Below are 20259 nucleotides of genomic sequence, written 5' to 3'. Positions count from 1 at the left end.
GCGGGTTCAGGCCGATTCAGCGGGTTCACCGAACTTGAGCAAGTTGCCGTGGGGGTCGATGACGTAAAGCTCGCGCATGCCCCAGGGGCGCCATTGCGGAGGCTCGACTTGCAGGCCGCGGCGGGTGAAGTCCGCGTGCAGCGCGGCGGTGTCACCGCGCACGTAGCACGAGGTGTTCTCTGCGATATGGCGCTCGGTGCAGTGCCACAGGTGCAACTCGCAGCCGTCACGCTCCAGCATCAGGTAGTCGGCCGATGCATGCAGGCAATCAAAGCCCAGCCGTTCGGTGTAGAACTGCCGGGACTCTGCCAGATCCAGCGATGCCAGCACGGGGATGGTTGCAAGAATGCCTGTCATGGTGGAGCGTGAGGGGGTGGGTCAGATGCGCTTGCCGGTCTCCGCGCTGAACCAGTGCAGGCGGTCCTGACGGGGGGCGACGCGAATGGTGTCTCCAGCCTTGGGCGAGGGACGGCCTTCGTCAATGCGCACGATCAGCGTGTCTTCGCCCATGGTGGCGTACACCAGGCGCTCGGCACCCAGCAACTCGATGGTGTCCACGCGCACTTCCCAGCCGTCGTTGCCAATGTCCATGTGCTCGGGGCGGATGCCCAGGATGGTGCCGGGCTTGCCGCCGGGCGCATTCTTGAGCAGGTTCATCGGAGGCGAGCCGATGAAACTGGCCACAAAGGTGGAGGCGGGCGTGTGGTAGACCTCTTCGGGCGTGCCGAACTGTTCCATGTTGCCCGCGTTCATCACGATCATGCGCTGCGCGAGCGTCATGGCTTCGACCTGGTCGTGGGTCACGAACAGGCTGGTGATGCCCAGCTCGCGGTGCAGCTTCTGGATTTCGAGGCGGGTCTGGGCGCGCAGCTTGGCGTCCAGGTTGGACAGGGGTTCATCAAACAAGAAGACTTGCGGCTGGCGCACGATGGCGCGGCCCATGGCCACGCGCTGGCGCTGGCCACCCGAGAGTTCACGCGGCTTGCGTTCCAGCAGGTGCGAGAGTTCGAGAATCTTGGCGGCCTTGTCCACACGGCGCTGGATCTCGTCCTTGGGCACCTTGGCGATCTTCAGGCCGTACGCCATGTTCTCGTAGTTCGTCATGTGCGGGTACAGCGCATAGTTCTGGAACACCATGGCGATGTCGCGCTGGGCGGGTTCCAGGTCATTGACCATGCGGTTGCCAATGTGCAGCTCGCCGCCGGAGATTTCCTCCAGGCCCGCCACCATGCGCAGCAGGGTGGATTTGCCGCAGCCCGAGGGGCCGACGATGACGATGAACTCACCGTCCTTGATTTCAGCGTTCACGCCATGGATCACCTGGTTGGCCTTGGGGCCGTGGCCATAGCGCTTGATGATGTTGCGAAGAGAGATGGATGCCATTTTGCTATTTATTTGATAGCTGCCTGCGCTTTTTGAATAAGCGCTAGAGGCAGATTTTGTTTATTTTTCCGTGTCTACCAGGCCCTTGACGAACCAGCGCTGCATGAAGATCACCACCAGGGCGGGGGGCAGCATGGCCAAGAGGGCGGTGGCCATCACCACGTTCCATTCATTGCCTGTGTCGCCGCCAGCGATCATGCGCTTGATGCCGATCACCACGGGGTACATGTCTTCCGAAGTGGTCACCAAGAGCGGCCACAGGTACTGGTTCCAGCCGTAGATGAACTGGATCACGAACAGCGCGGCAATCGAGGTGCGCGACAGCGGCACCAGGATGTCCTTGAAGAAGCGCATGGGGCCTGCGCCATCAATGCGAGCGGCTTCCACCAGCTCGTCCGGCACCGTCAGGAAAAACTGACGGAACAGGAAGGTGGCCGTCGCTGACGCAATGAGTGGTACCGTCAGGCCTGCATAGGTGTTGAGCATGCCCAGGTTGGACACCACCTGGTAGGTGGGCCCGATGCGCACTTCCACGGGCAGCATCAGCGTGATGAAGATGAGCCAGAAGCAGATGCCCTTGAACGGGAAGCGGAAGTACACGATGGCAAAGGCCGACAGCAGCGAGATGGCAATCTTGCCCACGGTGATGACGATGGCGGTGACAAAGCTCACCCACATCATGTGCGCCACGGGTGCGCTGGAGCCGGGGCCCGAGCCGCCGCCAAACAGGGCGGTTTTGTAGGTCTCCCAGAAATTGCTGCCGGGCAGCATGGGCATGGGCACCTGCACGATGTCTTGCGCAGTGTGGGTAGATGCCACAAACGCCAGGTACAGCGGAAAGCCCACGATGATGACGCCCAGCACCATGATGAGGTGCGAAAACGCCTTTAAGAACGGACTGCGTTCAACCATTTCAATACTGCACTTTCTTCTCAACGTAGCGGAACTGGATCACGGTGAGCACCACCACGATGGCCATCAGCACCACCGATTGCGCAGCCGATCCGCCCATATCCATGGCCTTGAAGCCGTCGTGATAGACCTTGTAGACGAGGATCGAGGTGTCCTGGCCAGGGCCGCCCTGCGTGGTGGAGTCCACGATGGCGAAGGTGTCAAAGAAGGCGTACACCACGTTGATCACCAGCAGGAAGAAGGTGGTGGGCGACAGCAGCGGGAACTGGATGCTCCAGAACCGGCGCCAAGGGCCTGCACCGTCAATGGCTGCAGCTTCGATCAGCGATTTGGGAATGGACTGCAGCCCTGCCAGGAAGAACAGGAAGTTGTAGGAGATCTGCTTCCACACGGCGGCAATCACGATCAGCGTCATGGCGTGGTCGGAGTTGAGCAGGTGGTTCCAGTCCACGACTCCGGACTTGCGCAGCAGATAGGCCACCACCCCCAGTGAGGGCGAGAACATGAACATCCACAGCACGCCCGCCACCGCCGGAGCCACGGCGTAGGGCAGCAGCAGGGCCGTCTTGTAGACCAGGGCACCGCGCACGATGCGGTCGGCAAAGATGGCCAGCACCAGCGAGATGCTGATGCCCAACAACGCCACGGCAATTGAGAAATAGGCTGTGGTCTTGAAGGAGGCGAGGTAGCCGGGGTCTTCGAAGAGGGTGCGGAAATTGTCTAGCCCCACCCATTCGTTGGACATGCCGAAGGCGTCCTGCATCTGGAAGGACTGCACCAGCGCTTGCCCGGCGGGCCAGAAGAAAAAGATGCTGATGACCGCCAGCTGGGGTAGCAAAAGTACCCAGGGCAGCCATGCGGAGCGGAATAAAACGCGTTTTTCCATATCGGATCAGTCTGAACAAAACAGCCCGCAGCCCATGCAAACCGGGGTTTGCGGGGGGTGCGGGCCTGAGATGAAGCGGCAGATTCAGGCGAGAGCCTGAACCGCTACCCCATCAGGGAAAGATGGGCAGAGCTTAACGGTTGGCGCGAGCGAAGCGTGCCAGTTGCTCGTTGCCCCGGGTCACGGCGGTGTCCAGAGCTTCCTTCGGCGTCTTCTTGCCAGACCAGATTTGCTCGGTTTCCTCGTCGATGATGGTGCGGATCTGGGCAAAGTTGCCCAGGCGGATGCCACGCGACTTGTCGGTAGCCTTGCGGATCATCTGCGTCACAGCCACGTCGGTGCCGGGGTTCTTTTCATAGAAACCGGAAGCCTCGGTCAGCTTGTAGGCCGCGGTGGTCACAGGCAGATAGCCGGTGCGCTGGTGGCTGGCTGCCTGCACGCGGGTGTCGTTCAGGAAATTGAGGAAGTCGGCCACGCCCTTGTATTCCTCAGGCTTCTTGCCGGCCATGATCCACAAGCTGGCACCGCCGATGGCGGTGTTCTGTGGAGCGCCCTTCACATCAGGGTAGTAGGGTAGGGCGGAAATGCCGTAGGCAAACTTGGCTTCCTTGGCCACGCGGGCGTACAGGCCGGAGGAACCGGTGATCATGGCGCACTCGCCCGATGGGAAGGATGCGTCCGCCGTGTTGCCGCGGCCCTTGTACACAAAGCTGCCTTCCTTGGACGCCTTGGCCAGGTTTTCGAAGTGGCGCACATGCAGGGGCGTGTTGATCTGCAGTTGTGCATCGGTGCCATCAAAGCCGTTGTTCTTGGTTGCGAACAGCGTGTTGTGCCACAGCGAGAAGCTCTCCAGCTGTGTCCAGCTGATCCAGCTGGTGGTGAACGGGCAGCTGTGGCCGCTGGCCTTGAGCTTGGAAGCAGCCTCGAACACTTCAGGCCAGGTCTTGGGAGGCTTGTTGGCGTCCAGACCGGCCTTCTTGAAGGCGTCCTTGTTGTAGTAGAAGATGGTGGTGGAGCTGTTGAGCGGGTAGCTCAGCATCTGGCCGTTGGGGGCGGTGTAGTAACCCGCCACGGCAGACACGTACTCGGTGGGATCAAACTTGAACCCGCCGTCGTTCAGCACCTTGCCTGCGGGCACGATGGCGCCCTTGCTGGCCATCATGGTGGCGGTGCCCACCTCAAACACCTGGATGATGTGAGGCGCATTGCCCGCGCGGAAGGCGGCAATACCGGCTGTCATCGATTCGTCATAAGTGCCCTTGTAGGTAGGCACCACCTTGTATTTGGTCTGGCTGGCGTTGTACTGCTTGGCCAGGTCGTTCACCCAGTCGCCCAGCGCAGCACTCATCGAATGCCACCACTGGATTTCCGTCTGGGCATGTGCAGGAATGCACGCACCCACGGCGATGGCGGCTGTCAAAGCCAGTTTCTTCAGTTGCATAGATTGATCTCCAAGGATGGCGTTGGGCACAAAGCGGCCGATGCTAGGCGTGCTTTGTGACAAACATGTGTCGTTGTCCCATGGTTGCCGGAGGGGCTCAACGGTAAAAACCCGTTGAACTTGCGGCGGTGTGTCCAATTGTGACGCTTGTGTGACAGTCTTGGAGCAGATTTGCCCAGACTTGCAAGGTTTTGTGCATTGCACCATGCTTGTCTGTGAACCGGTTTCATCCCGAGCAAGCGTCGCGCCAGCCATCTTTGCCACACCCACCAAGGACATCCATGACCACCAATTCGCTGGACAAGAGCAAGATCAAATTTTTACTGCTGGAAGGCATTCACCCTTCTGCCGTGGACACGCTCCGCGCTGCGGGCTACTCCCAGATCGAGAGTTTGTCTGGTGCGCTGCCTGACGAAGAGCTCAAGCGCAAGATTGCCGATGTGCACTTTCTGGGCATTCGCTCTCGCACGCAGCTGACCGAAGAAGTCTTTGCCCACGCCCACAAGCTGGTGGCGGTGGGCTGCTTTTGCATTGGCACCAACCAGGTGGATCTGAATGCTGCCCGTGAGCGCGGCATCGCGGTGTTCAACGCGCCTTACTCCAACACCCGCTCGGTGGCCGAGCTGGTGCTGGCCGAGGCCATCCTGCTGCTGCGCGGCATTCCTGAAAAGAACGCCGTGGCGCATCGCGGAGGCTGGCTCAAGTCGGCCGACAACGCCTATGAGATTCGAGGCAAGACACTGGGCATCATCGGCTACGGCTCCATTGGCACGCAACTGTCGGTGCTTGCCGAGGCCTTGGGCATGCATGTTGCCTTTTACGATGTGGTGAGCAAGCTGCCCCTGGGCAATGCACGCCAGGTGCCCAAACTGCATGACCTGCTGGCACAAAGCGACATCGTCAGCCTGCATGTGCCAGAGCTGCCCTCCACGCAGTGGATGATCGGTCAGGCCGAGATCGACGCCATGAAACCCGGCAGCATCCTCATCAATGCCGCCCGCGGTACGGTGGTAGAGATTGAGCCGCTGGCCAAGGCACTGAAGGAGCGCAAACTGTTGGGCGCGGCGATTGATGTCTTTCCGGTGGAGCCGCGAACCAACAAGGACGAGTTCATCTCTCCCCTGAGGGGCCTCGACAACGTCATCCTCACGCCCCACATCGGGGGCTCCACCATGGAGGCGCAGGCCAATATCGGTACGGAAGTGGCTGAAAAGCTGGTCAAGTACAGCGACAACGGCACCAGCACGTCATCGGTCAACTTTCCGGAGGTGGCCCTGCCTGCGCACCCCGGCAAGCACCGCATCCTGCACATCCACCGCAACGTGCCGGGCGTGCTGTCCGAGATCAACCGCATCTTTTCGGACAACCAGATCAATATCTCTGCCCAGTACCTGCAGACCAACGAAAAGATTGGCTACGTGGTGATTGATACGGACGCCGCCTCGTCCCTGCTGGCACTGGACAAGCTGGCAGGGGTGACAGGCACTTTGCGCAGCCGCGTGCTGTTCTGAGTCACTTCTGGGCGGGCCGCAGCCTCAGGCTTTGCGGCAGGGCTTAAAATCCGCGCACGCCAGAGGCGCAGTGGCACCCCACCCGGTCAATACCGGGCAGGTTGCAGCAGTGCCTCCTCCCAAGCCCCTTCGGGGCTGCGCCCAGCCGGGCCAGCCCGCCACCGCCACCCAGCCCCAGTGGGCCCGCGGTGCACCCGGGGGCTCTTCACAAGGAATTTCCATGAGCCTCAAATGCGGCATCGTGGGCCTGCCCAACGTGGGCAAGTCCACCCTCTTCAACGCGCTGACCAAGGCGGGCATTGCCGCCGAAAACTATCCCTTCTGCACCATCGAGCCCAACACGGGCGTGGTGGAAGTGCCGGACCCCCGCCTGCAGCAGCTGGCAGAGATCATCACCCCCGAGCGCATCGTGCCAGCCATCGTGGAGTTTGTGGACATCGCTGGTCTGGTGGCGGGTGCCAGCAAGGGCGAAGGCCTGGGCAACCAGTTCCTGGCCCACATCCGCGAGACCGACGCCATCGTCAACGTGGTGCGCTGCTTTGAAGACCCGAACGTGATCCACGTGGCAGGTCGCGTAGACCCCATCGCCGACATCGAAGTCATCCAGACCGAGCTGTGCCTGGCCGACCTCGGCACGGTAGAAAAGGCGCTGCAGCGCTACAGCAAGGCCGCCAAGAGTGGCAACGACAAGGAAGCCGCCAAGCTGGTGCAGGTGCTGACCCGGGTGCAGGCGGCGCTGGACCAAGGCACGCCCGTGCGCGCGCTGGAGTTCTCGGACGAAGAGCGCGCGCTGCTCAAGCCCCTGTGCCTCATCACAGCCAAGCCCGCAATGTTTGTGGGCAACGTGTCTGAAGACGGCTTTGAGAACAACCCCTTGCTCGACCGCCTCAAGGAATATGCGGCCAAGCAAAACGCCCCTGTGGTGGCCATCTGCGCCAAGATCGAAGCCGAACTGGCCGAGATGGACGACGCTGATCGCCTGGAGTTCCTGAAGGAACTGGGCCAGGAAGAGCCCGGCCTCAACCGCCTGATTCGCGCGGGTTTCAAACTGCTGGGCTTGCAGACCTACTTCACCGCTGGCGTGAAGGAGGTCCGTGCCTGGACCATCCGCATCGGTGACACCGCACCCAAGGCAGCGGGTGTGATTCACGGCGACTTCGAGCGCGGCTTCATTCGCGCCCAAACCATCGCCTTCGATGATTTCATCCAGTACAAGGGTGAGCAGGGCGCCAAGGACGCGGGCAAGATGCGTGCCGAAGGCAAGGAGTACGTGGTCAAGGATGGCGACGTGCTCAACTTCCTGTTCAACGTCTGATCCATCAGGCACGCCTGTCGCGCCTGCTTGTTGTGTGATGTCGTAGGACGTCACACACGCTTCCTTAAGCCCCGCTTTGCGGGGCTTTTTTATGCGTGTGTGGGTGTTTTGGTGGCCAAACTAATGGTTAACACGGACGGGGAGTGGGTCTCCCCTCCGTAAGATGCGCGAGCCCAGAGACTGCCCGTGCCCATTTCTTGATGTAGAGCGTAGGTTGTCGACCCCAAGCGGTTTATGGTGTCCGGCGGGTGCCATTCTTGCTTGCCTTGCCCATGTGCAGGCGGGCTGCACTGCTCGCAATTTCATCGCCACGCAATCTCATCGCAACATGCTCTTCGGTCGCCAAGCCCTGTTCGCTGCCACTGACGCCTTTCCGACCTCGGACGTCCTTCCGGATTTTGAAGATTCGACCCAGGCACCTGCCACGCCGTCGCGGCGGCGCCCGGTCGCAGTGCAGGGAGCCTTGGGGCGCGAAAAGGACCTGCGTCGCTGGCTGCTGGTGGCGGGCTTGGTGCTGCTTTATGTGGCTGGGGTTGCAGGTTTCTGGCTGCTGGATGTGGTGGAAGTGACCACGCTATGGGTGCTGGCGGCCATGGTGGTGGGCGGGTTCGCGTTGTTCGGCCTAGTCGTGCAGCTCGGGTGGAACGGCTTTTTGCGCGACCGCCACCTCAAGGTTCCCATCGTGACGGCCATGCTTGCGTGCATGACGGTGGTTTTCTACCTGGAGCCTGTGACCCAGATTCTGTTGGGCCCCTTTGCCTTTGTGACGGTGGCCTACGGGGTGTTCTCCATCTCTCGCAAGGTCATGCTGCGACTCATGCTGCTGGCTTTGCTGGCCTATGTGGGGGTCATGGCTGCGCAGTACCACCTGCAGCAAAACCTGGCGCTGCTCCGGCTGCAGGGGCTGCATTTGCTGGCGCTGGCGCTGACACTGCCCGTGTTTGTGCTGTTGATGGGGCGTGTGCAGCGGCTGTACCGAATCCTTCACCACGCCAACCGCAAGATCAAGAACATCCAGGAAGACGCGCAGCGGGATGTGCTGACGGGCTGCTTCAACCGCCGCTACGTGCTGGCCGTGCTGGAAGAACAAAAGCAATTGGCCGATGAGAGCGGAATTCCCCTGTGCCTGGCGGTGCTGGACATTGACCACTTCAAACACATCAACGATTCGCTGGGTCATCTGGGAGGCGATCAGGTGCTGCGTGATTTTGGTCGGCTGGCCCAGCAGAGCGTGCGATCCGGCGAGGTGTTTGGCCGCTATGGCGGCGAAGAGTTTCTGCTGATTTTTCCGGCCACGTCCCTCCTGCCTGCCCTCAACATTTGCGAGCGCATCCGCGCCCAGATTGAGGCGCATGCCTGGGACAGCCGCCTGCGCAGCGGCGTCACCGTCTCGATAGGCGTCACCCAGTATGTGCTGGGCGAGTCTGTGATGGAGTTCTTCTCGCGTGCAGATACCGCCATGTACCTTGCCAAAGAGGGCGGGCGCAATCAGGTGGTGGTGGAGGAGCCGGTGCCGCACGCGGACTCACTCTCATCCGAGTTTCCCCAGCAGCGCAGTCGCTGAAAACGCTGTTTTACAGAGAGACTGCGCCGGGCATCAGGTACAGCAGTGCGGTCGTCATGGTGACGTAACGCGCCAGCTTGCCCACTGCCATGTAGAACACACATAGCCAGAACGGCATGCGCAGCCAGCCCGCCATCGCGCACAGCGGGTCGCCTACGCCGGGTAGCCAGCTCAGCAGGCAGGCTTTGGGCCCAAGGCGCTGCAACCAGCGCAGTGCCCTCAGTTCCGTGGTGCTGCCGCGTGCCTTGTCCACCGCCTTGTGGGCACCCAGTCCCATCCACCAGCTGGTGGCCCCACCCAAGGTGTTGCCCACCGTGGCGACCAGGATGGCGGGCCAGAACAGTTCCGGGTTGAGCTTGATGAGCCCGAACACGGCGGGCTCCGATCCCAGCGGCAGCAGCGTGGCTGATACGAACGAGACGACAAACACCGTGCTCAGTCCAAACTGTGGCAAAGCCAGCCATTGCAGCAACTGGTGCATCCAGATTTCCATGGCTGCCAAGTGTAGGTGGGTGCAGGCGTGTGTGGCGCGGTTTCCCGGGCCGGGCAGGGGTAACGGAGCCTCTGTCCTACACGGATTTGCGGCGCGGGTAGCGGACCAGGATATGGTTGCGTGAATAAGGTGGGGCATAAACAGATCAGGAGGATTTCATGCGCAGCCTTGCTCTACCCTACGCTCTGCAAAGCTCTGCCCTCGTTGGCATCCATACCGCAAGAAAGCTTTTTTTTGGCGGGATGAGCCTGCGTCGGCGCGCAGGGGCGTTGGCCTGGCTGTTGATCTCTGCGGCCTCCATGGGGTCAGCCTGGGCGGTGGTGCCTGCGGAAGAGATGCCTGGTCGCGCGGAGGCCAGCCCTACACAACCCCCCTGCACCGATGCGGCTGCGGCGCATGTTGCTCTGCAGCCGGTCATGCGCCAGTTGCAGGACCAGGGCATGGAAATGCGGGCAAGCTGCCACGCCGCTACGGGCGCCTGGGTGGTGCAGGTGCGGGTGGTGAACGGCTTTCAGGCCAGCAAGGTGGTGCGCGGCCCGCTGGCCGATGGGCATGACGTAGACATGGGTACACCTGCGGGGGTGGAGTTGGCAGGGGCTCCGGTGGATGCGGCCGGCTTCTCGCCCGATGTGCAGTTCAACCGCCAGTGGTTGCGCAGCCTCATGGCACAGCACCGATTCAATAATCTGCCAGATGCATGGTGGCGCTATGCGCTCAAGGGCTCGGCTCCATCTTCCAAGCGGTCTACAGACGTGGCGAGCCGCTGATGGCGGGGGCTAGGGAGCAGGGCGGAGGGCGGAGGGCGGAGGGCGGAGGGCGGAGGGCGGAGGGCGGAGGGCGGAGGGCGGAGGGCGGAGGGCAAAGCTGTTGCGCGATGGAGAGTGCTCCTAGGCTGGTGCCGCAGGCTATGGGACAGCGTTGTCCAACAAAAGCCCGCACTTTTCATTTGCTGAAATTTTAAGCAGGTACAATCCTGCCTCCTTTTTCAGCATTCGCTGCCAAACCCCCTCCTCACCTTCTATGCACATTGGCCAGTTTCCTTTGGCGAATCGGTTGTTTGTTGCTCCCATGGCGGGGGTGACGGACCGGCCTTTCCGCCAGCTGTGCAAGGCGCTGGGGGCGGGGTACGCGGTGAGTGAGATGGTGACCTCGCGCAAGGACTTGTGGAACAGCCTCAAGACCTCGCGCCGTGCCAACCATGAGGGAGAGCCGGGCCCCATTGCCGTGCAGATTGCCGGCACCGAGGCGCAGATGATGGCCGAGGCCGCGGTCTACAACGTGGAGCGCGGCGCGCAGATCATCGACATCAACATGGGCTGCCCGGCCAAGAAGGTGTGCAACAAGTGGGCGGGCTCTGCCCTGATGCAGGACGAGGCCCTGGCCGTGTCCATCGCCCAGGCGGTGGTCGAGGCGTGCGCGCCTTTCAATGTGCCTGTCACGCTGAAGATGCGCACCGGCTGGTGCCAGCAGCACAAAAACGCTGTATCCCTGGCGCGCCAGTTCGAATCCATTGGCATCCAGATGCTGACGGTGCATGGCCGCACGCGCGAACAGGGCTACAAAGGCCAGGCCGAGTACGACACCATTGCCGCCGTGAAAGCGGCGGTGAAAGTGCCCGTGGTGGCCAATGGCGACATCACCTCGCCCGAGAAGGCGCGCGATGTGCTGGCCTACACCGGTGCCGACGCCATCATGATTGGCCGTGCGGCCCAGGGCAGGCCCTGGATCTTCCGCGAGATCGGCCACTTTCTGGCGACTGGCGAGCACCTGGCCCCACCCCTGGTGGCCGAGGTGCGCCGCCTGCTGCTAGACCATTTGCACGACCACTACAGCCTGTATGGCGAGCTGACTGGCGTGCGCAGCGCCCGCAAGCACATTGCGTGGTACCTGCGTGCCCTGCCGGGCGGCGAGGCCTTCAGGCAGCACATCAACACGATAGAAGACAGCGCCACGCAGTGGCAGGCGGTAGCGGATTTTCTGGACGCCCTGGGCACCCAGATGGACCGCATGCCCGCTGCTGCGCAGGCGCAAGCAGATACAGAAGAACAAGAGGGATTGCCCGCATGAGCAAACAACACATAGAAGAGTGCGTCCGCGAAAGCCTTCAGGGTTACTTCCGCGACCTGGGCGGTGAAACCCCCGACGGCATGTACGACATGCTGGTTCGGGTGGTGGAAAAGCCGCTGCTGGAGGTGGTGATGAGCCACGCTGACAACAACCAGTCCCGCGCCGCTGAATGGCTGGGCCTGAACCGCAACACCTTGCGCAAGAAGCTGGTGGAGCACAAACTGCTCTGATCCGTGCCAGCGCAGCCCCCTCCTGGGGTCGATTGCTATGAAAGATATAGCTTCCTGCGCTTGATGGATAAGCGCTAGAGCCAGATTTCACTTAAAACTTTACCTCCACCATGGCCATGAACGCACTTCTTTCCGTATCCGACAAGACCGGCATTGTTGACTTTGCCAAAGCCCTGCACGCGCTGGGCATCAAGCTGCTGTCCACCGGCGGCACTGCGCAACTGCTGGCCAAAGAGGGCCTGCCCGTGACCGAGGTGGCCGAGGTCACCCAGTTCCCCGAGATGCTCGACGGCCGCGTGAAGACCCTGCACCCCAAGGTGCACGGCGGCCTGCTGGCCCGCCGCGAGCTGCCCGCCCACATGGCTGCCCTGAAGGAACACGGCATTGACACCATCGACCTGCTGGTGGTCAACCTGTATCCCTTTGAAGCCACCGTGGCCAAGGCCGGTTGCACACTGGCCGACGCCATCGAGAACATCGACATTGGCGGCCCCGCCATGGTGCGCAGCGCCGCCAAGAACTGGAAGGATGTGGGCGTGATCACCGCTGCCGACCAGTACGACGCCGTGCTGGCCGAGCTGAAGGCCAACGGGAAGCTGAGCGACAAGCTGCGCTTTGCCCTGTCGGTGGCCGCGTTCAACCGCATTGCCCAGTACGACGGCGCGATCAGCGACTACCTCTCGTCCGTCACGTTCGAAGAAGAAAAGCTGTCGGAAACCTACGTGCCCGAGCGCAGCCCGTTCCCTGGCCAAAGCAACGGTGCCTTCATCAAGGTGCAAGACCTGCGCTATGGCGAAAACAGCCACCAGCAAGCCGCGCTGTACCGCGACCTGCACCCCGCACCCGGCTCGCTGGTCACCGGCGTGCAATTGCAGGGCAAAGAGCTGAGCTACAACAACATTGCCGACGCCGATGCCGCGTGGGAATGCGTCAAGAGCTTTGACGCCGCTGCCTGCGTCATCGTCAAGCATGCCAACCCCTGCGGCGTGGCCGTGGGCCTGGATGCGTTGGACAGCTACAGCAAGGCCTTCCAGACCGACCCCACCAGCGCCTTCGGCGGCATCATCGCCTTCAACCGCACGGTGGACGGAGCCGCTGCCGCCCAGGTCAGCAAGCAGTTTGTGGAAGTGCTGATGGCCCCCGACTTCACGCCCGAAGCGCTGGAGATTTTCAAGGCCAAGGCCAATGTGCGCCTGCTCAAGATTGCGCTGCCCGCCCACGGCGGCACCACGCACTGGAGCCGTGGCCGCAACGCCATGGACACCAAGCGCATCGGCTCGGGCCTGCTGCTGCAAACGGCCGACAACCACGAGCTGTCGCTGATTGACCTCAAGGTCGTGACCAAGAAGCAACCCACGCTGGAAGAAATGTCCGACCTGCTGTTCGCCTGGAAGGTGGCCAAGTACGTCAAGAGCAATGCCATCGTCTTCTGCAAGAACGGCATGACCATGGGCGTGGGCGCAGGCCAGATGAGCCGCCTCGACTCCGCCCGCATCGCCAGCATCAAGGCCGAACACGCCAAGCTGTCGCTGCAAGGCACCGTGGTGGCCAGCGATGCGTTCTTCCCCTTCCGCGATGGCCTCGATGTGGTGGTGGATGCAGGCGCCACCTGCGTCATCCAGCCCGGCGGCTCCATGCGCGACCAGGAAGTGATTGACGCCGCCAACGAACGCGGCGTGGCCATGGTGTTCAGCGGCGTGCGCCACTTCCGCCATTGATCTGTCTGCTGCGCGCTCTCATCGCTACAGCCGCCCATGCAGCCTGACGACGACAATTCACCCCCCCGGCCACGCTGGCTGGGATGGGCGCTGATCGTCTTCATGCTGCTGGTGGTGCTGGGCATGCTCAACTTGGGGGTGCGCATGGTGTTTTCAGACAAGCCCGCTCAGGCCGGTACGTCACCGGTGCCTGTGGCGGGTGATGCGGCAGACGCAGCGGCAGCGTCCAAGACCACTCCGCTGGCCGGGCAGGCGCTGGTCGAGTCCAGTGACTGCCTGCGCTGCCATGGCATGGATCGGCGTTACGTGGGGCCATCCTTTCGCCAGATTGCCGAGCGCTATCGCGAGCAGCCGGACGCAGCCAACTATCTGGCCCGCAAGATTCGCGAAGGCAGCGTTGGGGTCTGGGGGCGCACGGTGATGCCCCGCCATCCCCAGGTCGACGAAGCGCAGGCCCAAGGCATAGCCCTGTGGCTGCTGAGTCTGCCCCCAGTGCCGTCGGGGCGGGACGAAAAGGCAGCATCGCCCCAGCAGTGACCAGCCAGCGCCGCCCTGCGCAAGGTCGGGATCTATGTGGCTGATTTGCAGACATGCCCTGTTTTAATTGATATTGGTTCTCATTACAGGCGTTATCATGCGCTGTAGATGAGCACCCCCGCCCCCTTTTCCCTGTTGCATGAATTTCCCCAGCGCTACGACGCGCTGGTGCGTTTTCTGCGCCGCAAGACAGGGAGCAGCGACGAGGCGCGGGAGATTGCGCATGACACCTGGCTGCGCCTGGCCGAGCGTGCCCAGGCCGATGCAGCAGGCGCAGAAATGGCCGAAGACGCCCGTGCTTACCTGTGCACCGTGGCCGCCCACATTGGGCTGGACCGCCAGCGCCGTGCGCAGTGGATGAGCCATTACGTGCAGGGCAGCCAGGCCACCCAGGCCCCCGCCACCCACGCCCCCGATGTGGCTGAGGGCCTGATGTACCGGCAGGCTGTGATGGCCGTGGAGGCGGCCTTGGCGGCTTTGCCGGACAGGGCCCGCAACGTGTTTGTGGCGCACCGCATTCATGGTGAGCCGCAGGCACAGATTGCCGAGCGCCTGGGCGTTTCGCTCAACACGGTGGAGCGTGACCTCATGCACGCGGCCGACCGCATGGAGGCGGCCTTGCTGCACTGGCGCGGAGATGCCGCTCGACGATCCGCGGAGGCTGCAGGCGCACCGGCTCTGCCCTCGGCACTTGGGTCCTCCCACACCGCCCCACGCTCGTCCCCGCGGCGCAAAAGTCTGGCGGCATTGCTGGCGGGCGTCAGCATGTTTACGACGGGCACGGTGCTGTGGCGGCATTGGCGCGACGAGACCTTGCGCTGGAGCAGTGCCTTCGCCACCCCGCGTGCACGGCGGCTGGTGCAGCCGCTGCCGGATGGCTCCACCCTCACGCTGGATGCCCAGTCCCGCGTGCGCCTGGATTGGGACGCACGCCATCGCGTCACCCATTTGCTGGAAGGCGCGGCCTTCTTTGCTGTGCAGCCCGATGCGGCGCGACCCTTTGTCGTGCATGCCGCGGGCGTGACGGCCACGGTGCTGGGCACCCGCTTTGGCGTGGAGCTGGAGCCGGACGGTGCCGTGCGCGTGCAGGTCGAGGAAGGTCGTGTGCAGGTAGACACCGGTCCGGGCGCACAGCCTGTGGTGCTGCGCGCAGGGCAGGGGGTGCGTGTGGGGGCGCGCGGTGCGGTGCAGCCCACGGTGGGCACGGCGGCTGATTGGCGAGCGGGCCGCCTGCACTTTGAAGCCACCCCACTCGCCCAGGTGGCGCAGACCCTGTCGCGCTACACCACACAGGACGTACATGTAGACCCCCGCGTGCAGGCGCTGCGCATCAGCGGCACGGTGCAGGTGGCCGATATGGGTGACTGGTTGCGCGCCCTGCCCGCCACCCTGCCTGTGCGCACCGTGCGAGAGGAGGGCGGTGGGGTGTGGATTGCACCCCGGTAAAAATTTCTTCAGGGTTTGCAAACGCCGTTCGTCCAGCCAGTGAAGAGCCACTTTTCACTTGAGGACGTTTTCCGCATGACCCCCAACGCTTTTGTGCTTTCTCCTGCCCCCCGCCGCCACGCCGTGGCCCGCGCTGTGCTGGCCCTGGGCCTGGCAGCGCAGCTGCAATATGCAGTAGCCCAAACCGTACGCTTTGATGTGCCCGCACAGCCCTTGGCCCCCGCGCTGGCGACACTGGCGGCGCAGGCAGGTCTCCAACTGGCCTTTGCTCCCGAGCTGGCCGAAGGCCGCCGTGCGCCTGCAGTTCAAGGCCCGCGCGACGTCGCCGACGCGCTGCGCGAACTGCTGGCAGGCAGCGGTCTGCAGGGCCGCGTGCAAGGTCGCACACTGGTGGTGGAGCGTGTGGCCCGCGACAGCCGCACCCTGGGAGAGGTCACCGTGACCGCTGCCGCCGTGCGCGACAGCAGCACCGAAGGCACCGGCAGCTACACCGCTGCAGGGCCGACCACCGCATCCACCGGCCTGCCGCTCACCTTGCGCGAGACGCCACAGTCCGTCACCGTGATGACGCGCCAGCGCATGGATGACTTCAAACTCGAAACCCTGGCCGATGTGATCGAGCAGACCCCCGGGGTGACCGTGCACCGCCAGGGCAACGCCATCGACTTCCAGTCGCGTGGCAGCAGCGTGAACCTGCTCACCGATGGCGTGCGGCAGTTTGCCGATGGCTGGTATTTCTTCTCCAGCACCTTGTACTCCCTGGACGACATGGCCGACATCGACCGCATTGAGGTGCTCAAGGGCGCCTCAGGTCTGCTCAATGGTTATGGAGCCCTGGGCGGCAGCATCAACATGATCCGCAAGCGGCCCACGCGCGAGTTCCAGGCCAGCGCATCGGCAGCCCTGGGCAGCTGGGGTAACCGCCGCGCTGAGGTAGACCTTGCAGGCCCGCTGAACGCGGTGGGATCGCTGCGTGCGCGGCTGGTGGCATCGGCAGCCGAGGGCGACAGCTTTCGTGACCACGAGAAGAAATCCAGCCAGATGCTGTTTGGGGCGGTGGAGGCAGACCTGACCCCCGACACCTTGTTCAGCGCGGGCTTCACCTATCGCCACCGCACGGTAGATGGCATGGGCAGCACCCAGCCTATCCTGGCGTACACGCGCACAGGGCAGTTCGTGGGCTGGCAGCCCCGCTCATTCAACACCGGTGCCTCCTGGACGGGGTACGGGCAAGATTCGCTTGGACTGTTTGCGCGGCTGGAGCAGCGCCTGTCTGGTGACTGGAAGGCCAAGCTGCAGGTGGGCCACCAGAACGTAACCATGGACGAGATGCGCCTGGGCCATCTGTATGACGAGAGCACCGCCTTTCTCAACCACTGGAAGGACTCCAAGAACCGCAACTGGACGGTGAACCTGGACCTGCAGGGGAGCGTGGACTGGTGGGGCCGCACGCACGAGCTGGTGGCCGGGCTGGGCACGTCGCACTACCGGGGCGACATGCTGCTGGGCGATTCGCGCAACGTGCCGCTGGCCGATCTGGGCGTGGTGTACGGGCAAGGGGGTGGTGCGCTGCAGCAGCCGGATTTTGCGGGCTGGACGTATGGCGACAACCGCTTCACGCGCCAGCAGACTTATGTCTACGGCGCAGGCCGTTTTCATCTGGCCGAGCCACTGCGGCTGATTGTGGGCGGACGCGCCACCGACTACGAACGCAAGGACACCACCCCGTTTTGGTGGAACTACGACATGAAGGAACGGGGCGTGTTCACCCCCTACGCAGGTCTGGTGCTGGACGTAGGCCGCGATGTATCGCTTTACGGCAGCGCCACCAGCATCTTCGAACCCCAAAGTGGCCAGACCGAGCAGGGCCGCACGCTGGAGCCTGAAAAAGGCGTGACCTATGAAGTGGGGGCCAAGGGCGAGTTCTTCGACAAGCGGCTCAACGCCAGCATCAGCCACTTCTGGATGCATACCGACAACACGGCGGAAGAAACCGGTGGCACCACCCCTTCAGGCGATCCCGCTTACCGGGCAGTCAAGGGCGCACGCCGCCACGGGTTTGAGCTGGAGATGTCCGGTCAACTTGCATCTGGATGGCAGGCCCAGGGCAGCTATGTGATGAACAGCAGCAGCCTGACCAGCGCCAGCGCGTACCCGCGCCACCAGTTCAAGCTGGGAACCACCTACCGCTTTGCCGAGGGCGCCTTGCGGGGCCTCATGGTGGGCGCGGCCACACGCTGGCAAAGCGCCATTTCGGTCAGCAGCGGCAGCGCCACATTAGGCCAGTCTGCCTACTGGCTGCTGGACCTGACGGCCCGCTACCAGATCGACCCGCACTGGAGCGTGGGCGTGAACCTGCTCAACGTCACTGACAAGGCCTACTTCTCAGGTGTCACGAACTTTGGTGCGCTGCACTACACCTGGGGTGCCCCGCGCAGCGTGAACGTGAGCATGCGTTACGACTTCTGAGACTGCAAAACAGGGCTTGAAGTAAAAATAGCTTGCTGCGCTGATGGATAGAGCGCAGCAAGCTATCAATTCAATAGCGTGGCGAGTTCACAATCAGGCACCAAAATTCATCGGCAGTCCCACGTAGTTCTCTGCCAGCGAGCGCGAGGCGGCTTCTGAATTCACCAGGTAATCCAGCTCTGCCTCCTGCATCTTCTGGCCGAAGGCACCGGTTTCTGGGAAGTGGTGCATCAGCGAGGTGAACCACCACGAGAAGCGCTCGGCGCGCCACACGCGGCGCAGGCACCGGTCAGAGTAGGTGTCGATGCCTGCTCGGGATTTGTCATTGTAGAAATCAGCGAACGCATTCCACAGATAACCCACGTCGCTGGCGGCCAGGTTCAGGCCCTTGGCACCGGTGGGCGGCACGATGTGGGCGGCATCGCCCGCCAGGAACAGGCTGCCAAAGCGCATGGGTTCGGCCACAAAGCTGCGCAGGGGGGCAATGCTCTTTTCGAGCGAGGGGCCGGTGGTCAGGTTCTCGCGGGCTTCGGGGTCCAGGCGGTTGCGCATCTCGGCCCAGAAGGCGTCGTCGCTCCAGTTTTCCACCTTGTCGGTCAGCGGCACTTGCAGGTAGTAGCGGCTGCGGGTGTTGCTGCGCATGCTGCACAGCGCAAAGCCCCGGTCGGTGTGGGCGTAGATCAGCTCGTGCGCCACGGGCTTCACATCGGCCAGCAGGCCCAGCCAGCCAAAGGGGTACACGCGTTCGTAGGTGCGAATGGCGCTCTCGGGCACGCTGGCGCGGCACACGCCGTGAAAGCCGTCGCAGCCCGCGATGAAGTCGCAAATGATGGTGTGCGTCTGGCCGTCCTTCTCATACGTGACGCGCGGCGTGGCGCCGTCAAAGTCGTGCACTTGCACGTTGGCGGCTTCGTACACGGTGGTCAGGCCTGCAGCGGCGCGGGCGTCCATCAGGTCTTGCGTGACTTCGGTCTGGCCGTAGACCGTGACGCGGCTGCCATCCGTCAGCTGGTGCATGTTGATGCGGTGGCGTTTGCCCTTGAACAGCAGCTCAAAGCCATCGTGCGGCAGGCCTTCGGCATGGGCGCGGGCACTCACGCCTGCCTGGTCCAGCAGGTCCATGGTGACCTGTTCCAGCACGCCTGCGCGGATGCGGCTGAGCACGTAGCTGGGGCTGCGTTGCTCGATGATGACGGCATCAATGCCGGACTTGTGCAGCAGCGCGCCGAGCAGCAGGCCCGCAGGGCCTGCACCGATGATGGCAACTTGGGTTCGCATGTCTCTCTACCTCGTGATGGGATGTTGACGAACATCAAAAAATGGTGAGGTGGAGCGTAGGTGGGGTGCGGCCGATGCACCAGAAGCCGGACGTGAATGTGTGCGATCCATAAAAGCTTTGTGCGATGATCGCGCAGAAATTGATTTTCGTCATGTCGCAAACAGCACTCCCGGGGCGTTGCTGCGCAATGCGTCATCACGCCTCTCTGCAGGAGTTCATTCCATGGCTACGTTTCCTATCGCCAAGTCCGACCTCATCGAAGGCATGGCAAAAGGCATGGCAGTGCTGGAGAGCTTTGATACGGAGCGCCAGCGGCTCAATGCCACGCTGGCTGCGCAGCGTACGGGGCTGACGCGGGCGGCGGCGCGGCGGCATTTGCTCACGCTGGCGCACCTGGGGTATCTGGAGACGGACGGGAGCTACTTCTGGCTGGCACCCAAGGTGCTGCGGTTTTCGGGCAGTTACCTCGCATCAGCCCGGTTGCCGCGCGTGCTGCAGCCCACGCTCAACCGCCTAGCGGCGCAGACACAGCAGTCGTTCTCTGCCGTGGTGCTGGATGGGGATGAGGTCGTCATCGTGGCACGCAGCGGTGTCTATGGCGCACCGGCTCGGATGATGGCGTACGGCTTGCATCTGGGGGCGCGGTTACCTGCGCACCCCACATCCACAGGCCGGGTTTTGCTGGCCGCGCTGCCTGCCAGTGAGTTCACGCCCTGGCTGCAGGCCTGCACGCTGCAGCGCCTCACGCCGCACACCATCACGCAGCGCAGCGCCCTGCGCAAGGTGGTGGCCCAGGCGCGGCGCGACGATTTTTGCCTGGCGGTGGAGGAGCATGAACTGGGCGTGCACGCCCTGGCCGTGCCGCTGCGCAATCTGCAGGGGCAGACGGTGGCTGCCCTCAACGTGGTCGCATCACCCCAGCAGATGCAGGCGCAAACCCTGCAGCGCGACATGCTGCCGCTGCTGCAGGAGGCTGCACGCGAAGTGCGTGGCCTTTTGTAGCGCTAC

Annotated in this window: 18 protein-coding genes; 11 read left to right on the top strand and 7 right to left on the bottom strand. The window is 63.2% G+C overall.

Annotation, left to right across the window (positions count from 1 at the left end):
- Positions 1–6 precede the first annotated feature (6 nt).
- The 5 genes from AACH87_RS17520 to ugpB form a co-directional block, all read right to left on the bottom strand.
- A complete protein-coding gene (locus AACH87_RS17520) occupies positions 7–357 on the bottom strand; it encodes a VOC family protein (RefSeq protein ID WP_338795792.1) in 351 nt (116 codons plus the stop codon).
- Between the two features lie 21 nt (positions 358–378).
- A complete protein-coding gene (locus AACH87_RS17515) occupies positions 379–1383 on the bottom strand; it encodes a sn-glycerol-3-phosphate import ATP-binding protein UgpC (RefSeq protein WP_338795791.1) in 1005 nt (334 codons plus the stop codon).
- Between the two features lie 60 nt (positions 1384–1443).
- On the bottom strand, positions 1444–2295 hold the full coding sequence (ugpE, locus tag AACH87_RS17510) for a sn-glycerol-3-phosphate ABC transporter permease UgpE (RefSeq protein WP_338795790.1): 852 nt from the start codon (positions 2293–2295) through the stop codon (positions 1444–1446).
- A gap of 1 nt (position 2296) precedes the next feature.
- On the bottom strand, positions 2297–3181 hold the full coding sequence (ugpA, locus tag AACH87_RS17505) for a sn-glycerol-3-phosphate ABC transporter permease UgpA (RefSeq protein ID WP_338795788.1): 885 nt from the start codon (positions 3179–3181) through the stop codon (positions 2297–2299).
- A gap of 133 nt (positions 3182–3314) precedes the next feature.
- The gene (gene ugpB / locus AACH87_RS17500) at positions 3315–4622 is read right to left on the bottom strand and encodes a sn-glycerol-3-phosphate ABC transporter substrate-binding protein UgpB (protein ID WP_338795787.1); all 1308 of its coding nucleotides are present in this window, start codon (positions 4620–4622) and stop codon (positions 3315–3317) included.
- A gap of 281 nt (positions 4623–4903) precedes the next feature.
- On the opposite strand from ugpB, the gene serA reads away from it, so the two are divergent.
- From serA to AACH87_RS17485, 3 genes are all read left to right on the top strand, one after another.
- Positions 4904–6133, top strand: a complete 1230-nt coding sequence (gene serA / locus AACH87_RS17495; RefSeq protein WP_338795786.1) for a phosphoglycerate dehydrogenase — start codon at positions 4904–4906, stop codon at positions 6131–6133.
- Positions 6134–6353: 220 nt separating this feature from the next.
- Positions 6354–7448, top strand: a complete 1095-nt coding sequence (gene ychF, locus AACH87_RS17490; protein WP_338795785.1) for a redox-regulated ATPase YchF — start codon at positions 6354–6356, stop codon at positions 7446–7448.
- Positions 7449–7776: 328 nt separating this feature from the next.
- A complete protein-coding gene (locus AACH87_RS17485) occupies positions 7777–9012 on the top strand; it encodes a GGDEF domain-containing protein (protein WP_338795784.1) in 1236 nt (411 codons plus the stop codon).
- Between the two features lie 10 nt (positions 9013–9022).
- Here AACH87_RS17485 and AACH87_RS17480 read toward each other — a convergent pair whose 3' ends face one another.
- Positions 9023–9505: a YqaA family protein gene (locus tag AACH87_RS17480; protein WP_338795783.1), complete on the bottom strand. Its 483-nt coding sequence runs from the start codon at positions 9503–9505 to the stop codon at positions 9023–9025.
- Positions 9506–9663: 158 nt separating this feature from the next.
- On the opposite strand from AACH87_RS17480, the gene AACH87_RS17475 reads away from it, so the two are divergent.
- The 7 genes from AACH87_RS17475 to AACH87_RS17445 all read left to right on the top strand — a co-directional run bounded on the left by AACH87_RS17475 (position 9664) and on the right by AACH87_RS17445 (position 17972).
- Positions 9664–10272 carry a D-Ala-D-Ala dipeptidase gene (locus tag AACH87_RS17475; RefSeq protein ID WP_338795782.1) on the top strand — a complete coding sequence of 203 codons (609 nt, stop codon included), beginning with the start codon at positions 9664–9666 and terminating at the stop codon, positions 10270–10272.
- A gap of 253 nt (positions 10273–10525) precedes the next feature.
- Positions 10526–11572: a tRNA dihydrouridine synthase DusB gene (dusB, locus tag AACH87_RS17470; RefSeq protein WP_338795781.1), complete on the top strand. Its 1047-nt coding sequence runs from the start codon at positions 10526–10528 to the stop codon at positions 11570–11572.
- Positions 11569–11802 (top strand): Fis family transcriptional regulator, encoded by a 234-nt coding sequence (locus AACH87_RS17465; RefSeq protein ID WP_044398839.1) that lies wholly within the window; start codon positions 11569–11571, stop codon positions 11800–11802. Before dusB ends, AACH87_RS17465 begins: the two co-directional genes overlap by 4 nt.
- Positions 11803–11912: 110 nt before the next feature.
- On the top strand, positions 11913–13520 hold the full coding sequence (purH, locus tag AACH87_RS17460; protein WP_338795780.1) for a bifunctional phosphoribosylaminoimidazolecarboxamide formyltransferase/IMP cyclohydrolase: 1608 nt from the start codon (positions 11913–11915) through the stop codon (positions 13518–13520).
- A gap of 36 nt (positions 13521–13556) precedes the next feature.
- Entirely contained in the window at positions 13557–14057 is a 501-nt protein-coding gene (locus AACH87_RS17455; RefSeq protein ID WP_338795779.1) for a c-type cytochrome, read from the top strand.
- A 108-nt stretch (positions 14058–14165) separates the two neighbouring features.
- Complete coding sequence (locus AACH87_RS17450; protein WP_338795778.1) at positions 14166–15503, top strand: sigma-70 family RNA polymerase sigma factor; 1338 nt, start codon at positions 14166–14168, stop codon at positions 15501–15503.
- 75 nt (positions 15504–15578) lie between these two features.
- Positions 15579–17972, top strand: a complete 2394-nt coding sequence (locus AACH87_RS17445; RefSeq protein WP_338795777.1) for a TonB-dependent siderophore receptor — start codon at positions 15579–15581, stop codon at positions 17970–17972.
- 93 nt (positions 17973–18065) lie between these two features.
- On the opposite strand, the gene pobA is transcribed toward AACH87_RS17445, so the two are convergent.
- Positions 18066–19250, bottom strand: coding sequence for a 4-hydroxybenzoate 3-monooxygenase (gene pobA / locus AACH87_RS17440; protein WP_338795776.1), 1185 nt, complete (start codon positions 19248–19250; stop codon positions 18066–18068).
- A 223-nt stretch (positions 19251–19473) separates the two neighbouring features.
- Between pobA and AACH87_RS17435 the strand changes: the two genes are divergently transcribed.
- Positions 19474–20253 (top strand): IclR family transcriptional regulator C-terminal domain-containing protein, encoded by a 780-nt coding sequence (locus tag AACH87_RS17435; protein ID WP_338795775.1) that lies wholly within the window; start codon positions 19474–19476, stop codon positions 20251–20253.
- Positions 20254–20259: the final 6 nt, after the last annotated feature.

Origin of the sequence: Acidovorax sp. DW039 (genome assembly GCF_037101375.1) — a bacterium.
Classification (GTDB): domain Bacteria; phylum Pseudomonadota; class Gammaproteobacteria; order Burkholderiales; family Burkholderiaceae_C; genus Acidovorax.
The sequence above is the reverse complement of the archived record's forward strand: the minus strand, read 5'-3'. Positions and strand labels throughout refer to the sequence as shown.

Excerpts from the sequence above, each read along its gene's own strand:
- ychF (WP_338795785.1), top strand. The coding sequence starts at position 6,354 with ATGAGCCTCAAATGCGGCATCGTGGGCCTGCCCAACGTGGGCAAGTCC.
- serA (WP_338795786.1), top strand. The coding sequence starts at position 4,904 with ATGACCACCAATTCGCTGGACAAGAGCAAGATCAAATTTTTACTGCTG.
- ugpE (WP_338795790.1), bottom strand. The coding sequence starts at position 2,295 with ATGGTTGAACGCAGTCCGTTCTTAAAGGCGTTTTCGCACCTCATCATG.
- AACH87_RS17515 (WP_338795791.1), bottom strand. The coding sequence starts at position 1,383 with ATGGCATCCATCTCTCTTCGCAACATCATCAAGCGCTATGGCCACGGC.
- AACH87_RS17520 (WP_338795792.1), bottom strand. The coding sequence starts at position 357 with ATGACAGGCATTCTTGCAACCATCCCCGTGCTGGCATCGCTGGATCTG.
- AACH87_RS17465 (WP_044398839.1), top strand. The coding sequence starts at position 11,569 with ATGAGCAAACAACACATAGAAGAGTGCGTCCGCGAAAGCCTTCAGGGT.
- AACH87_RS17450 (WP_338795778.1), top strand. The coding sequence starts at position 14,166 with ATGAGCACCCCCGCCCCCTTTTCCCTGTTGCATGAATTTCCCCAGCGC.
- AACH87_RS17435 (WP_338795775.1), top strand. The coding sequence starts at position 19,474 with ATGGCTACGTTTCCTATCGCCAAGTCCGACCTCATCGAAGGCATGGCA.
- dusB (WP_338795781.1), top strand. The coding sequence starts at position 10,526 with ATGCACATTGGCCAGTTTCCTTTGGCGAATCGGTTGTTTGTTGCTCCC.
- AACH87_RS17475 (WP_338795782.1), top strand. The coding sequence starts at position 9,664 with ATGCGCAGCCTTGCTCTACCCTACGCTCTGCAAAGCTCTGCCCTCGTT.
- AACH87_RS17445 (WP_338795777.1), top strand. The coding sequence starts at position 15,579 with ATGACCCCCAACGCTTTTGTGCTTTCTCCTGCCCCCCGCCGCCACGCC.
- ugpB (WP_338795787.1), bottom strand. The coding sequence starts at position 4,622 with ATGCAACTGAAGAAACTGGCTTTGACAGCCGCCATCGCCGTGGGTGCG.
- AACH87_RS17455 (WP_338795779.1), top strand. The coding sequence starts at position 13,557 with ATGCAGCCTGACGACGACAATTCACCCCCCCGGCCACGCTGGCTGGGA.
- AACH87_RS17480 (WP_338795783.1), bottom strand. The coding sequence starts at position 9,505 with ATGGAAATCTGGATGCACCAGTTGCTGCAATGGCTGGCTTTGCCACAG.
- AACH87_RS17485 (WP_338795784.1), top strand. The coding sequence starts at position 7,777 with ATGCTCTTCGGTCGCCAAGCCCTGTTCGCTGCCACTGACGCCTTTCCG.
- ugpA (WP_338795788.1), bottom strand. The coding sequence starts at position 3,181 with ATGGAAAAACGCGTTTTATTCCGCTCCGCATGGCTGCCCTGGGTACTT.
- pobA (WP_338795776.1), bottom strand. The coding sequence starts at position 19,250 with ATGCGAACCCAAGTTGCCATCATCGGTGCAGGCCCTGCGGGCCTGCTG.
- purH (WP_338795780.1), top strand. The coding sequence starts at position 11,913 with ATGGCCATGAACGCACTTCTTTCCGTATCCGACAAGACCGGCATTGTT.